The 13,579-nt window shown below is 46.4% G+C and carries 10 protein-coding genes; 5 read left to right on the plus strand and 5 right to left on the minus strand.

The window, feature by feature from the left end; genetic code table 11:
- Nucleotides 1–16 precede the first annotated feature (16 nt).
- Entirely contained in the window at nucleotides 17–1,429 is a 1,413-nt protein-coding gene (locus D5S11_RS01175; protein ID WP_007407508.1) for a bifunctional glycosyltransferase family 2 protein/class I SAM-dependent methyltransferase, read from the plus strand.
- A 3-nt stretch (nucleotides 1,430–1,432) separates the two neighbouring features.
- Here the strand turns inward: D5S11_RS01175 and D5S11_RS01180 are convergent, their stop codons facing one another.
- The 3 genes from D5S11_RS01180 to gerBA are packed head-to-tail and all read right to left on the minus strand — an operon-like array spanning nucleotide 1,433 to nucleotide 5,123.
- Nucleotides 1,433–2,563 (minus strand): Ger(x)C family spore germination protein, encoded by a 1,131-nt coding sequence (locus D5S11_RS01180; RefSeq protein WP_032867485.1) that lies wholly within the window; start codon nucleotides 2,561–2,563, stop codon nucleotides 1,433–1,435.
- The gene (locus D5S11_RS01185; protein ID WP_015240707.1) at nucleotides 2,560–3,666 is read right to left on the minus strand and encodes a GerAB/ArcD/ProY family transporter; all 1,107 of its coding nucleotides are present in this window, start codon (nucleotides 3,664–3,666) and stop codon (nucleotides 2,560–2,562) included. The genes D5S11_RS01180 and D5S11_RS01185 overlap by 4 nt, the downstream gene beginning before the upstream one ends.
- A 5-nt stretch (nucleotides 3,667–3,671) precedes the next feature.
- Nucleotides 3,672–5,123 carry a spore germination protein GerBA gene (gene gerBA, locus D5S11_RS01190; protein WP_007407505.1) on the minus strand — a complete coding sequence of 484 codons (1,452 nt, stop codon included), beginning with the start codon at nucleotides 5,121–5,123 and terminating at the stop codon, nucleotides 3,672–3,674.
- A 220-nt stretch (nucleotides 5,124–5,343) separates the two neighbouring features.
- Between gerBA and manA the strand changes: the two genes are divergently transcribed.
- Both manA and D5S11_RS01200 read left to right on the plus strand, forming a co-directional pair.
- Nucleotides 5,344–6,294 (plus strand): mannose-6-phosphate isomerase, class I, encoded by a 951-nt coding sequence (manA, locus tag D5S11_RS01195; protein ID WP_108725270.1) that lies wholly within the window; start codon nucleotides 5,344–5,346, stop codon nucleotides 6,292–6,294.
- Between the two features lie 140 nt (nucleotides 6,295–6,434).
- Nucleotides 6,435–9,080 carry an N-acetylglucosaminidase gene (locus tag D5S11_RS01200; protein ID WP_108725271.1) on the plus strand — a complete coding sequence of 882 codons (2,646 nt, stop codon included), beginning with the start codon at nucleotides 6,435–6,437 and terminating at the stop codon, nucleotides 9,078–9,080.
- Nucleotides 9,081–9,141: 61 nt separating this feature from the next.
- Here the strand turns inward: D5S11_RS01200 and D5S11_RS01205 are convergent, their stop codons facing one another.
- The gene (locus D5S11_RS01205) at nucleotides 9,142–10,308 is read right to left on the minus strand and encodes a CDP-glycerol--glycerophosphate glycerophosphotransferase (protein WP_007407502.1); all 1,167 of its coding nucleotides are present in this window, start codon (nucleotides 10,306–10,308) and stop codon (nucleotides 9,142–9,144) included.
- A gap of 32 nt (nucleotides 10,309–10,340) precedes the next feature.
- Nucleotides 10,341–11,111: a WecB/TagA/CpsF family glycosyltransferase gene (locus D5S11_RS01210; RefSeq protein WP_012118587.1), complete on the minus strand. Its 771-nt coding sequence runs from the start codon at nucleotides 11,109–11,111 to the stop codon at nucleotides 10,341–10,343.
- A 355-nt stretch (nucleotides 11,112–11,466) separates the two neighbouring features.
- Here D5S11_RS01210 and tagD point away from each other — a divergent pair, with 355 nt between their 5' ends.
- Both tagD and D5S11_RS01220 read left to right on the plus strand, forming a co-directional pair.
- Nucleotides 11,467–11,856 carry a glycerol-3-phosphate cytidylyltransferase gene (gene tagD / locus D5S11_RS01215; RefSeq protein WP_003151361.1) on the plus strand — a complete coding sequence of 130 codons (390 nt, stop codon included), beginning with the start codon at nucleotides 11,467–11,469 and terminating at the stop codon, nucleotides 11,854–11,856.
- 137 nt (nucleotides 11,857–11,993) lie between these two features.
- Nucleotides 11,994–13,532 (plus strand): glycosyltransferase family 2 protein, encoded by a 1,539-nt coding sequence (locus tag D5S11_RS01220; protein ID WP_007407500.1) that lies wholly within the window; start codon nucleotides 11,994–11,996, stop codon nucleotides 13,530–13,532.
- The last annotated feature ends 47 nt before the right edge of the window (nucleotides 13,533–13,579 follow it).

Raw genomic sequence — 13,579 nt, forward strand, 5'->3', positions numbered from 1 at the left:
GGGGATATGTCATACGTTGTATAAAGTCACGATAAAGGCGGGGATGCCGGTGAAAACGAGTATTATTATCCTTACATATAATGAACTTGAGCTGACGAAAAAATGTCTGGCCAGCATTGAACGATACACCGACAAAGATAAGATTGAACTGATTATAGTTGACAACGGTTCCTCAGACGGAACGAGAGAATACATATCAAATCTGCCTGACGTCAAAGTCATCCTAAATGAAAAAAACCTCGGGTTCGCCAAGGGGTGCAACCAGGGAATCGAAGCGGCAGGGGGAGAAAATCTGCTGTTTCTGAACAACGATACGATGGTCACGAAAAATTGGCTCACCTCCATGCTGAGGGTGCTGTATCAATCTGAAAAAACCGGTATGGTCGGGCCCGTCAGCAACTATGTCAGCGGCGCGCAAATGATCCACGACGCGTATCAATCGCTTGATGAGCTGGAGCCATTCGCGGAGGCATATTGCGCACGGGAAAAGCATCATACAAAGCGGGTGCTGCGCCTTGTCGGTTTCTGTCTTCTGGTGAAAAGAAGCGTCATTGAAGACATCGGCCCGTTCGATGAACAATTCGGATACGGTTCTTTTGAAGATGATGACCTATGTCTGCGCGCCCTGCAAAAAGGCTACAGCCTGCACATCGCCCTCGATGCCTTTGTGCATCACCACGGGCACGCGACGTTTACGGCTAATCAGGATATCAATATCAATCAGTTATATTCGGAGAACCGCCAGCGTTTTACGGAAAAATGGGGCACTGATTTTACGTACTTTACTCATCCGAGACCGGAAATTGCGGAGCTCGTTCCCCGGGAGGCGAAACGGATACTTGATGTCGGCTGCGGCGCGGGGGCTACGGGGCTGGAACTTCAAAACAGACAGCCTTGCGAACTGTACGGAATAGAACTGCACCCGCTGGCGGCGCAAGCGGCAAAAGGACACTATGAAGCGGTTCTGCAGGAAGATGTCGAAGAAGTGAAGCTGCCTTATCCGGAGGGTTTTTTTGATTGCATCATTTTCGCCGACATCCTTGAGCACTTAAAAGACCCGTGGCGCGTCATTGAAACGTACTCATCCTATTTGTCGCCTGCCGGATCAATCGTTTGCAGCATTCCGAATATTTCCCACGCCGAAGCGCTGTTTCCGCTTCTGCTCGGTGACTGGACATACAGAGACGCCGGCATTCTCGACCGCACCCACTTACGGTTTTTTACGCCGCAGACGGTGCGCACGCTCTTTCCGGAAGAGACATTTGCTGTGAAAAAGCAGTCCTATACGTATGTTCACGTGGATGAGCGGGTGCAGCTGTTTTTACAGGAAATCACACGAATGGCGCAATCGATGCAATTTCCGGTGATACAGCTGCCCGAACAAAGCCGGATTTATCAGATTCTCCTCCGTGTCGAAAAAACAGGCTGAAGGCTACCGTCCCATCGTTCCGAAGTTGGTAATCTGAATGGAAACATCATAGTCAAAGGCCGCTTCGGAGAAGGTCTCATCCCAATGATGCTTTACTTTCTTCCAATAGTCGGGATATTGAATGCGGACTCTGTCAGAAAAGAATACAGGGTCCGTTTCATATTGATTCTGCAGCTTATCGATGACTTCTTTCACATCGCTTTTCAGTTTTTTTTCGAAAATCTTTTCCAGCCCGTTTAAATAGTGCTGATCGAATGAATCTTCTCCGGCATATTGGTCCTCTGACAAAAGTCCTTTTGTTTTTACCGCTACATGAAATGACAGCTTCCCGTTTTTCAGCCTGGGAGTGATGGCGGATGTTGATTTTTTGATCTCGAAGGTAATCGGGTGCCCCCCTTTATCCAAAGCGGGCAGCACGCCGCCCCGTATCGTCCCCATCAGCCAATTCAGGCTCTGTATTTCGTATGATGACAGAAAGCCCGCCAATCTGTTTTGTTTTGCGTTTTTGATAATGGCCGCTCCGTCATACACCGTTTTTCCTTTTTGATTGCTGACGGCCTGAATGAGAAAACTGAGTTTATTATGGCAGTAAATCGAAGCTCTCCCGATTCGGAGCGGTTTTAAAATCTTCCCGTTGTAGCCGCCGTTGTTCGTAAGGTCGATCAGCTTTTCCGCGGCCATGGGCTGCTGCTGATTCGGCGTCGGCTCCGTCAGAATATCGGACGCTTTTCCTCTTGCCGCGAAGAGATAGCTGCTCCGCCGTAATTCATCATCGCGGATAAAATGATTCATCATCTGCAGTATATTTTGGTCGGCCAGCAATTTGTCGCTGAATATCAGCACTTTTAAGTGATCGCTGTAAACAGGCGGATCTTTTAAAGCGACTTCACTGACGGCTTCAAGAATGGTATCCCCCCGCGTCGTCACATTGACAAACACGGGCCGGCCGGAAGCCTGGCTGTTTTCGCTTTGGGGCAGCAGGTTTTGATAGGTTAATTTATATCGGCGGTCACTCGTCTCGTCTATCGCCAGCCCCCGGGCGAAAGACAGCTTTTCGACTTCCTTCGCGTCCCAGCATCCTGAAAGCGTCATCAGTATGAAAAGCGCCGCCGCCCATTTTATGAAAAGTGTCATGACGTCTTTTTCCTCCCGGCTATTTTTTTCATCCAGCTGACAAACCAGATGAGAAAAGGAATCATAATGACGGCAAAAAACGCATATCCGAGAATATTCGCGAATGCAAACACACTGTTGATATCATCGGGGTACATTGAAAGGCCGAATGTCACTGCCAATAAGCCTCCCAGCAGCCAGGCATTGTTTTTATTTTTCAGTTTGAAAATGGTGTTTAATCCGAGATGCGCTCCTTTAAAAGAACCGAGCATACAGGTGAACTGCTGGCATGTCCACGTAATTAAAAGAAAGATATCAAACCGCTCTATGAAAATGCCCCGGATTTCCAAGGCATGAATCAGGGAAATGGTCGGATACGTCACCGTTTTGGCTTCAGCGACCGACATACAGCCGATGACGACAAGCAGCGTAAAGCTGTAAAAAATGCTCGCGCCTGCGATGCCGAAGACAGCCGCCTTTTTCGCCTGCTTCGGGTTTTTCATAAACGGCACCAGATAAAGAATCACCTCAAGTCCCGAAAAATACAGAAGGGTCCGCGGAAACAGCTCAAAAAAGCTTTTGTAGCCTCCTTCCATGACCGGGCGGACGAAATCCAGCTTAAAAAGTCTCAAACTGAATATGAGCAGCGTAATCAGAATGACGATCGCAATCGGAAACAGATAGGCATAAAGCTTTGAAATGGGATAGACCCCGCCGGTCACATGGTAAATGCCGACCGCCAGAAAGATGAATATGACGACACCCATCGGCGTATTTTTCAGTAAAAAGTAATTGATGACTTCACCGAGAAAACGGGCTTGAAAACAGACGGTGACGACAAAATAACAGCTGATGAATAAATTCAGAAGAGAACCGATAGCGCGGCCCATGATGCTTTGATTCAGCTCATAAATGGTTTCCCCGCTGTTTTTCTGCAAAAACGGCATAAAGAGCAGGACGATGCCGATAAACACGACACTCTGCACAAGAATAATGATCCATCCGCTCGGACTGTCCGCTGTTGCGGCGGAGCGCGGCAGTGTTAACACGCCCGCTCCGATCATTGTTCCGCTTACCATGAGAAGTGTCTGCATAAACGACAGCTTGTCTTCCGGTTTTTTCATGGGGATCACCTTTGCTTGATTTTATCTTTCGTCTCTTTTCTGGTCGGCCGTTTTTTCAAAAGAGGCGTCGGCAGTCTGACGATCGTATCTTTTAAGTCTTGGCCAGGCTGCGCCATGATCGGAATAAGATAGTCCTGACCGAAGCTTTTCAGGCGCATCAGATGGCCGATGACAAGCAGATAGCACATGATCAGTCCGTATAAACCTAATATCGCCGACAGAATCATTGAAAAAATACGGATGAGCCTCAGCGGAAAATTGAACGCATAGGAGGGCGCCGTAAAAGAAGCCAACGCCGTAACGGATACGACAATGACCATCATCGCGCTGACAATATTCGCCTGAACGGCGGCCTGTCCGATCACCACGCCCCCGATCAGGCCGATCGTCTGTCCGATCGGCTTCGGCAGCCTGAGTCCGGCTTCTCTGATCATCTCGATCGTAAAAATCATGATGAACGCTTCAACAAAAGGAGGGAACGGGACATTCAATCTGCTTCCGGCAATCGTAACCGCCATTCTCGTCGGTAAGAGCCCCGTGTGAAACGTAACGAGCGATATGTAAAGGCCGGGTAAATAAATCGTGATTAAAATGCATGTATACCGAAGCAGCCTGAGAAAGGTAACCGGAACCCACCGCTGATTATAATCGTCAGGGGAGTGGATAAATTCATCAACGGTAGCCGGCACCAAAAGGGTAAAAGGCGTTCCATCTACAAGAATGGAAACCCTTCCTTCCAAAAGAGCGCCCATAACCCGGTCGGGCCGTTCGGTCGTCAAGACGGTCGGGAAAATAGAATACGTGTTATCTTCAATAAGCTGCTCGATCGCTCCTGATTCGGGAATGTCGTCAATGGTGATGGACTCCAGTCTTTTCATCACTTCTTTTACAACATCATCAGGGGCAATATCCCGAATGTAGGCAACGGCGATCCGCTTTTTTGTCCGTTCGCCGAGTGTGATCTCTTTGATCTGGAGGTTGGGATCACCGGACTGCTCGCGCAAAAGCGCCGTGTTCGTCCGAAGCTTTTCGACAAAACCTATCCTCGGCCCCCGTTCAAGCACTTCTGAAGACGGTTCTTCAATATCACGCATTTTAAATGTTTCCGTCTCAAACGAAAGAGCTTCCTCCCACCCCTCCGCCAGCAAAACCGATTTGCCGGAGAAAATGTCTGCCTCCGCGTCCTTAAGTGAAGAAAGCCGGGTATGACGATAGCCGAAAGAGATGGATGACGGCGGTGTTTCAGCCGGTTCCTCTTGATGCCGGGCGGCCGCCTGCACGGGTGAAATAATATATTCCGCAAGCAATTGATTGTCGGTCAGTCCGTCTATATAGATAAGACAGGCGTCACATTTGCCGTTTCCGTACGTAAACGAATAAAACATCATGTCATCGCTTTGGCCGAACCGTTTTTTCAGCACTTCAAGGTTTTTGCCGAGCTCCGCATGTATCGTCACAATGTTCCCCCCCTTTTTCCATCAGTTATTTTAATTTGCGACAAACAAGGCATTTTATTCTGGAATAGGAAATGACTGAGCATTCCGCCCCATCCGAATGGTATAATGAGCAGGTCAGCCATTTTATACATATTGTTTTTAACCGCGGCTCCCTCCGTGTTTTAAAAAAGACACAGGGGGAATGGGATATGAGCCGCTTTTTAAGGGGAGGGGAACGAACATGACGCAAGAGCCGATTTTTTTACAGCCTGTATGTAAAGAAAAACTATGGGGCGGCACGTTATTACGCGAACGATTCGGATATGACATACCTTCAGAAACAACCGGCGAATGCTGGGCGATATCAGCCCATCCGCACGGAATGAGCACGGTCAAAAGCGGTCCGTATCAAGGGAAAACCTTGATGGAACTGTGGGATCAGCATAGAGAATTATTCGGCGGAACGGAAGGGGACCGGTTTCCGCTGCTGACGAAAATACTGGACGTCAAACATCATCAGTCCGTTAAAGTCCATCCTGACGATTATGACGCCGAGGAGCATGGACAGGGTGAAACGGGGAAGTCTGAGTGCTGGTACATTATTGACTGTAAAGAAAATGCGGAAATCATATACGGTCACACGGCCCGTTCGAAAGCGGAACTTGTCACCATGATTAACAGCGGTGACTGGGAAGGCCTGCTGCGCCGTGTGAAAATCAAACCCGGCGATTTTTATTATGTGCCGAGCGGAACCATCCATGCCATTTGCGCGGGGGCGCTCGTGCTTGAAACACAGCAGAATTCAGAGGCCGCCTACCGGATATATGATTACGGGCGTACAGATCAAAACGGCCAGGCGCGTGAGCTGCATATCCGCGATGCCGTCAACGCCGCCACCGTTCCTCATGTGGACGGATTTTTAGATGAATCAACTGAAACGAGAAAAGGCGTCACCATCAAAACCTTTGTGCAGGGAGAATATTTTTCTGTATACAAATGGGATATCAGCGGGACGGCGGAAATGACCCAGGACGCTCCGTTTATGCTGTGCAGCGTCACAGAAGGAAGCGGCTCCATCATCTGTGAAGGCAAGTCCGCCAAGCTTGAAAAAGGCGCGCATTTCATACTGCCGGATCAGATGCCTGACTTTACGATAAACGGAGATTGCACGCTCATCGTTTCTCATATATAAAACCAAACTTAATCCCAGCTCTGGGATTAAGTTTTTTTTATTTGGAAAATTGGGTGATTTCTCTCTGTAAAAATGAAGAAGGCCGGCCGATAAATAAACTAGTTTGATAGAAACCAATTGAATCAGAAAGAGGAGAAGGAATGAAAAAGAGATTCGTTGCACCTATGTTATTGTCCGCCGTTTTCCTTGTCTTTTGCACCATTGCACAGCCCGCTGAGGCCGCATACAGCGACTACTCCGTTTACGAGCTGGAAACGAAGCAGCAATTTGCTTCTGAGAACGAGGCGCTTCAAGCGGCAGCGAAATTGAAAAAGGATACGGGGTGGCAGGCTGACGCAAAGAAAGCCGGAAATACGCCGCTCACTTATCAAATCTCAGCTTCAGGATTACAAGATGAAACGGATGCGAAAACCGTGCTGAAAGATTTTACGAAGCAGACGGGCGTGTCCGGCACTTACAGCGCAAGCGGAAGCAAACAGCCGTACGTGACCGTCACATCAGGCGTTCTATCAGACGAGCGGCAGACGAAAAATCTTCTTGCCGAACTGACGAAAAAAACGGGCGTGACCGGCGCCGTCAAGCCGGCGGGGACAAAACAGCCGTACATGCAGGTCGTGACTGCTGAGATGGCGGCCGAAGCGGACGCAAAAGCGCTCTCGCAAGCGTTGACGAAGCAGACGGGCGTGAAAGCGTCATACCGTCAGATCAAACGGGAAACAGCCCGGTTTCAGATCCAATCAGGAACAATCTCCGGCGATCAAAAAGCCGCTCAAATCCAAACTGATTTTCAAAAGGAAACAGGATTGCAGGCGTCGCTGAAAGTCACGGCAAAGGCCAGTCCGAATATCACCGTGACAGCCTCTGACATTTCAAATGCAAATGATGCGGCAGGTTTAGCGAAACAGCTGCAGCAGAAAACGGGCGTCAAAGGGAATGTTCAAAAGTATGCCCATAGCAAAACAGCAACCGTGTACAACGTGCAGTCAGGATATTTTAACGGAGTAAGCGCCGTACAAAATGCTATCACCCAAATCAAGAAGAATACGGGTGTGAGCGGAAGCTATCAAAAAGCCGGCAAGAAAAATAATTACACGGTCGCGATGAGCGGACTGACGGCTAAGCAGCTGCAAAGTGTTCAAGCTTTCTTTAAAAAGAAAAAATGGCATTGCGACGCATCGCCTGTCAAAAAGACAGCATCAGTGTCCGTTTATCGGATCACGGCAGGGCAGCTTACCGCTGCAAAGGCAGATCAAACGGAGGCGTTTTTCCGCCAGCAGCGTGTAAAGACGGCAAGAACCGCGGCGGGAAAAACAGCAGAAAACGAATATCAGCTGCTTTCTCAGCAGACGGCAGACCAGTCGAGGATAAAAAAAGGATTGAATCTGCTGGCGGGATATAAACTGACTGCCATTTCAAAAACGATATCCAAGCAGACGGACACAACGTACCAAGTCACAACCGAATCACTGCTTGATACGGCAAAGATCAATCGTTCGCTGGACTTTTTCAAAGGGAAAAAAGTATCCGCCTCCGCACAGAAAACAGGTGAAGCAGCGTATACACAATTCAGAATTGAAACGGCACCGCTGCTTAAAAGGGAAGACATTGACCGCGTGACTGCTTTTTTCAAGCAAAACAAAGCGGCCGGCACTGTGAAGGAGACGGGGAAAACCGGCTCTGCACAGTACGTCATCAAAACCGATACATTCAGCAGTAAAACCGTTTTAAATAAAAGCATGAGCTTTTTCAGCGCCAAACAATTACAGGCCGGCTATACGAGTGAAAGCCATCCGGTTTATGAACTCCGCATTCGCGATCAATTCACGGGAGCGCAGTCAGCGGACGCCGCCTCCCAAAAGCTGAAAAAGCTGTACGGATGGACGATGGCTATTTTGAAAATAAAAAACGGACCGCAAATCATGAATACCAATTACAACATCTCGCTGGCAGATATGGTCAAAAAACAAATGACAGTCAGCCCGCAGACTGATGCCGCGGCTTATGCATCACTTACGTACATCAATACGGCCTCCGGAACGGTCACAGCCGACGTCCTGAACGTCCGGTCAACCCCGGAAGTCAGCTCCGGCAATATTATCGGGCAGTTGAAAAAAGGCGATAAAGTCAGCATCACAGGCCAGACAAACGGCTGGGCCAAACTCAGCATGGGCTGGAGAAACGCCAGCAGTGACGAAGTCGGGCAGTATGTCAATCCGGCTCACTTCGCACAAGACAGCAAGTATTACTTTCAATTTCTGAAGCTCTCTCAGACAGCCGGACTGAACGCATCGGAACTGAATCAAAAAGTGCTGGTCAATAAAGGAATACTGACAGGGAAAGGCCAGGCCTTTATTACAGCCGCCGGCAAATACAGCATCAATGAAGTGTATTTGATTTCGCATGCTTTGCTTGAAACGGGCAATGGCACGTCAGAGCTTGCGAACGGCATTATGTATAATGGTAAAAAGGTTTACAACATGTACGGCATCGGGGCTTATGACAGCAACCCGAATTACTACGGCGCACAATACGCGTATAATCAAGGCTGGTTTACACCGGAAGCCGCGATTATCGGCGGAGCCCAATTTATCGGTGCGTCTTATATTCACAATCCTTCATACGAGCAGGATACGCTGTATAAAATGAGATGGTCTCCAGCCGCGGCCCATCAATATGCGACAGACATCGGCTGGGCGTATAAGCAGGTAAACCGCATGTACAGCTTATACTCACTGCTGGATGACTATACGCTTTACTATGATGTTCCCGTGTATATGAAAGTATAAAAAAAGGGCTGAAGTGTATGCTTCAGCCCTTTCTTCATGCAAAAAACACCCGCCGTCGGATTCAGGCAGGTGCTTCAGCACAATTCTTCATTTTTGTTTCCGCAAATTTCAATAACGCTTCACTCGAATTCCCATCTGAATACATATTCCATTTGTCTGAGAACCGCTTCATTTCTTCTGCACGAAATGGCTTTTTCGTCATTTCCTCCAGAAGGGCTTCGCTGTCATGACAAGCCTTTCCGGGAATGACGGAAGTATAATTGTCGATTAAACCGCGTTTTCGATCATATTCCTCCAGATCATATGTGAAAAAGAAAATCGGTTTATTTAAGAGCGCGAATTCAAAAGGCACGGAAGAGTAATCCGTAATTAAAATATCAGCCGCTTTCAAGAGATCATGAAGACGCATGTCAGACACGTTCTTGATCAGTTCGCTTTCAAACGAAGCCGAAATCTGATGCAAAACGGCAGGGTGAAGCTTTACAAGCAGCATATACTCTCCGTTTAACGCGTTTGTGAGCTGTTCTTCGGTGAATGGCAGCCGAAAGGATTGCATATCATAATCCCTGAATGTCGGTGCGTACAGGATGATTTTTTTCGGCCATTTGTGCTTCAGTTCCGGCTTGTGTTCTTCATAATAGACGTCAGTAAGGGGGACACCCGTTTTTAACAGCTGGCCGTCCCGTATGCCGAACGACTTTTTAAAAACGTCAGCCATCGCGTCTGAACCGACGGTGACAAAGTCAAACGAGCGGTACACTTTTTTAAACCGGCTGATATCTGATGCCGGACGGTTTTGATTCGTCACATCCTCAAGGCCGAACTTTTTCAAAGAGCCGTTCGCATGCCACACCTGAATGCATGTCGTTTGCGGCCGGCGGTTTAAGACGCTTGTCATGAGGAAATAGTTATCCGTTATCACCGCTTTGCTCTTAAAAAGGATCAAAACAGCCTTCAAAAGATGCAGCGGATGTTTTTCGTTCAGATAAAAAGAGCCGATACCTTCCAGCTCTTTTTTCAGACTGACGGCATGTCTCGTATACAAAACCGTCATTTCATAAGAAAGCGATTCAGCGTGCGCTTTGTAAGAACGGATGAGAGCCTGCGCATTCTCTTCAAAAGATACCAGCAGGGTCAGGTGGTTCTTGGGCTTTACAGGCTTGAACAAAACGCCGAGAACAGACAGATATATAGAATAAAAAGCGGCGAATAAAGATCGCAAGTTCATAGATTACCAATCTCTTTTGCTGTTTTATTTGTTTAAAGCTGTTTCGTTTGATCTTCTGCCTGCTTGGAATACAGGCTTTTATTTGATTTATTATTTCTCAAAACGGTAAAAGCATACTTCGGAATGTTCAGCATCCTTTTCCATCTCCACGGATTCGTCAACAGTCTGTACAGCCATTCCAGATTCGTTTTGATCATCCATTCAGGGGCGCGTTTCACCGTTCCGCTGAACACATCAAAGCTTCCGCCCAAACCGATCGATACAGCCTGAGGGAAAAGATGTTTGTATTCATAAATAAATTGTTCCTGATGGGGATATCCTAAGGCGACAAACACGAGATCGGGTTTCGCCCGGGAAATCTGTTTGGCGACGAAGCGTTTATCCGCTTCATAACCGTTGCTGGCTCCGACAACCTCAATATTCGGATACTCTTTGCTGATCCGGTTCAAAACGGCGTCAAGCACGTCTTGCTTAGCTCCGTATAAAAATATTTTTTTAGACTGCCGGTTTGCGAGGCCGAGCAGCGCAAGAAACACATCGAATCCCGCAATTCTTGATTTCAGCGGGTGCTGCGTCAAACGTGACATTAACACGACGCCGATACCATCCGGCAGGACGAAATCCGCGGAAGAAATGACTTGATGATAACCTTTGTCTTTCGCCGCAGCGTATCCGATCTCAGGATTGACCGTCGCAATGACGGCTCCTTGCTTTTGTGCGATATAATAAGTGTCTAAATATGAAATAAACTCCTGTAAATTTCCATTAACGTAAGAAAGGTTGTGCACCATTTCAGTCTGCATCTGCCGTCCTCCTTTTTGTACGGGATTTTCTTTCACTTTTTCGTGAATTAGGCTAAGCTTTATTTTAACATAATACCTTCAGATAAACTTAACAATAGTTTTACAAAAATATAAATAAGATAACAATTTCTTTAATCATACGCGCAAAAACCCTGCTAAACTCCTATTGTAATAACATTTGTTAATAAGTGGAATGTAACTTCGTTTTACATTGGCTTAACCTTTTCAGGGCTATGTGATATAATGAGGTTCCATGAGTACGAAATTGGCACTTTAGTGATTAAGGATACAGCTGCGCAGCATTTCAGAGCAGTTGCTTGTTATACGTATGATGATAGAAAGGAGCTTTTGTTTCATGAAGAAGGTCATTACTTACGGAACGTTTGATTTACTGCATTGGGGTCATATTAAACTGCTTGAGCGCGCAAAGCAGCTTGGAGATTACCTTGTTGTTGCCATCTCAACAGACGAGTTCAACCTGCAAAAACAAAAAAAGGCCTACCACAGCTATGAACACAGAAAGCTGATTCTGGAAACGATCCGTTATGTCGACGAAGTCATTCCGGAAAACAGCTGGGATCAAAAAGTACGTGACGTAGCGGATCACAACATCGACGTGTTCGTAATGGGAGACGATTGGGAAGGCAAATTCGATTTCCTTAAAGATCAATGCGAAGTCATCTACCTCCCTAGAACCGAAGGCATTTCCACCACACAGATTAAAAAAGAAATTGCCGGGGTGTAATTGAAACATTCGGATATACAGATGATAAAGAAGTACTCCCTCCGGATAGGGAGTACTTCTTGTAATATAAGGTTATTTTCGCTATATTTGTTATGCGCTTTTGAAAAAAAGCTAGACAATAAGAGGAGAATTTAAAGATGAATCTTAGTAACTTTTTTAAGTTGAATAAAAAAGAGTCCAAGCCGTCCGTAGAAGAACGCGAATATACCATTTTAAACAAAGAAGCATTGGCGGAAGAGAAGAAGGTAGCGGTAGTCGTTCCTGTTTATAATGCAGAAGAATATGTAAGGAAAACAGTTGATTCAGTGATCCTTCAAAACATCGGCTTTCAGCATATTTCTTTAATTCTTGTCGATGATTGCTCTACTGATGATTCCAGAAACATCCTGACTGAGTACGCCGAGTTGTATGAAAATATTACAGTCGTCTTTTTGAAAGACAACACGGGAACCCCGGCTTATCCGAGAAACTTGGGGATTGAGCTGGCAAATGCAAAGTACATTACATTTTTGGATGCGGATGATTGGTTTGCGCCGAACGGAGTTAAAATCTTATTCGACATGCTTGAAAGAGATCAGGTAAATTATGCGGTCGGAAAAACGATCGAAATGCAGGTGAACGGTCAAAAAACGATCGGGAAACATGAGTCTTCTCTGAACAGAGCGAAGGTATCGCCTTTTTCAATCCGGCATATTTTCTATCATCTCGGCCCGCGGGCAAGAATGATGAACTTACAATTTCTAAAAGATAATGATATCAGATATCCGGAAATGAAATTTGCTGAAGATAAGCAATTTTTTATGGATGTTCTTTTGGCGTGCGGAGATATTTCAACGTCAACCGAGCCGGTCTATTATCTGAACAGAATGGACAATAATGAGTCGCTGACAAAGCAGACTAATATAATGGAAAAAACCGACACGAACATAGCCGTAATGAAGTATATTCTGAACAAAAAATTAGATACTGAAAAAGAGAAGATGGCAATGAACCGCCTGATCGAATTCGATTCCATTACGCGTCTTTTCGATCGGATGCACTTCCTGAAAAGCGAAAACAAAGAAGCCTATTACAATAAATTCAATGAAATTCTGAATGTGTTAAAGAAGACGAAATACGATATTTCCGAGACATTTTTTCATCCGATTCATAAAACAGCCTACCGTCTGCTGACTCAAAAACGGTATGATGAGGTCGAAAAGCTGTTCCGCTGGTCCAAAAAAGAGCCCGATAAAAACATCGTGACGCAAGGCGGACTGGCTTATTTAGAAAGCCCGCTGACGGATGAAGAAAATAAACTGGTCGAACTTCGCATGCACGGAGAAACGGAAAGCGCGGTGTTCGCCGATCATAAATTCACCGTTACGTTCCGCTTGTTCGGACAGGACAGAAATAATGCCCAATATATTCAGTTTCAGCACAGAGATAACATGAAAGTATTCCACCAGTTTCCGGTTCAGTCACTGGGAGACGGGCGGTACGTCCTTGAAATCCCGTTACGTGACATTGAAAAAGTCGGACTTGGCGGTTATATTATGTATGTCATTTATAACGATTATGAACGTGTCATGTTAAACAGAGACGACGGTGAAAAGGTGACGGCAGAAGCGAACGGACTGCAATATCAATTCTACCGGACGGTGAAGGAGAACCTTTCGCTGAAAGTAACAAAATGATGATTGTGATTGGATATGTTTAATTGAAACAGAGGAGTAGACTTATT

The organism is Bacillus sp. L75, assembly GCF_003676355.1.
Taxonomy (GTDB): domain Bacteria; phylum Bacillota; class Bacilli; order Bacillales; family Bacillaceae; genus Bacillus; species Bacillus velezensis.

Coding starts and splice junctions, on each gene's coding strand:
- tagD (WP_003151361.1), top strand. CDS start 11,467: ATGAAGAAGGTCATTACTTACGGAACGTTTGATTTACTGCATTGGGGT.
- manA (WP_108725270.1), top strand. CDS start 5,344: ATGACGCAAGAGCCGATTTTTTTACAGCCTGTATGTAAAGAAAAACTA.
- D5S11_RS01180 (WP_032867485.1), bottom strand. CDS start 2,563: ATGACACTTTTCATAAAATGGGCGGCGGCGCTTTTCATACTGATGACG.
- D5S11_RS01210 (WP_012118587.1), bottom strand. CDS start 11,111: ATGCAGACTGAAATGGTGCACAACCTTTCTTACGTTAATGGAAATTTA.
- D5S11_RS01205 (WP_007407502.1), bottom strand. CDS start 10,308: ATGAACTTGCGATCTTTATTCGCCGCTTTTTATTCTATATATCTGTCT.
- D5S11_RS01220 (WP_007407500.1), top strand. CDS start 11,994: ATGAATCTTAGTAACTTTTTTAAGTTGAATAAAAAAGAGTCCAAGCCG.
- D5S11_RS01185 (WP_015240707.1), bottom strand. CDS start 3,666: ATGAAAAAACCGGAAGACAAGCTGTCGTTTATGCAGACACTTCTCATG.
- D5S11_RS01200 (WP_108725271.1), top strand. CDS start 6,435: ATGAAAAAGAGATTCGTTGCACCTATGTTATTGTCCGCCGTTTTCCTT.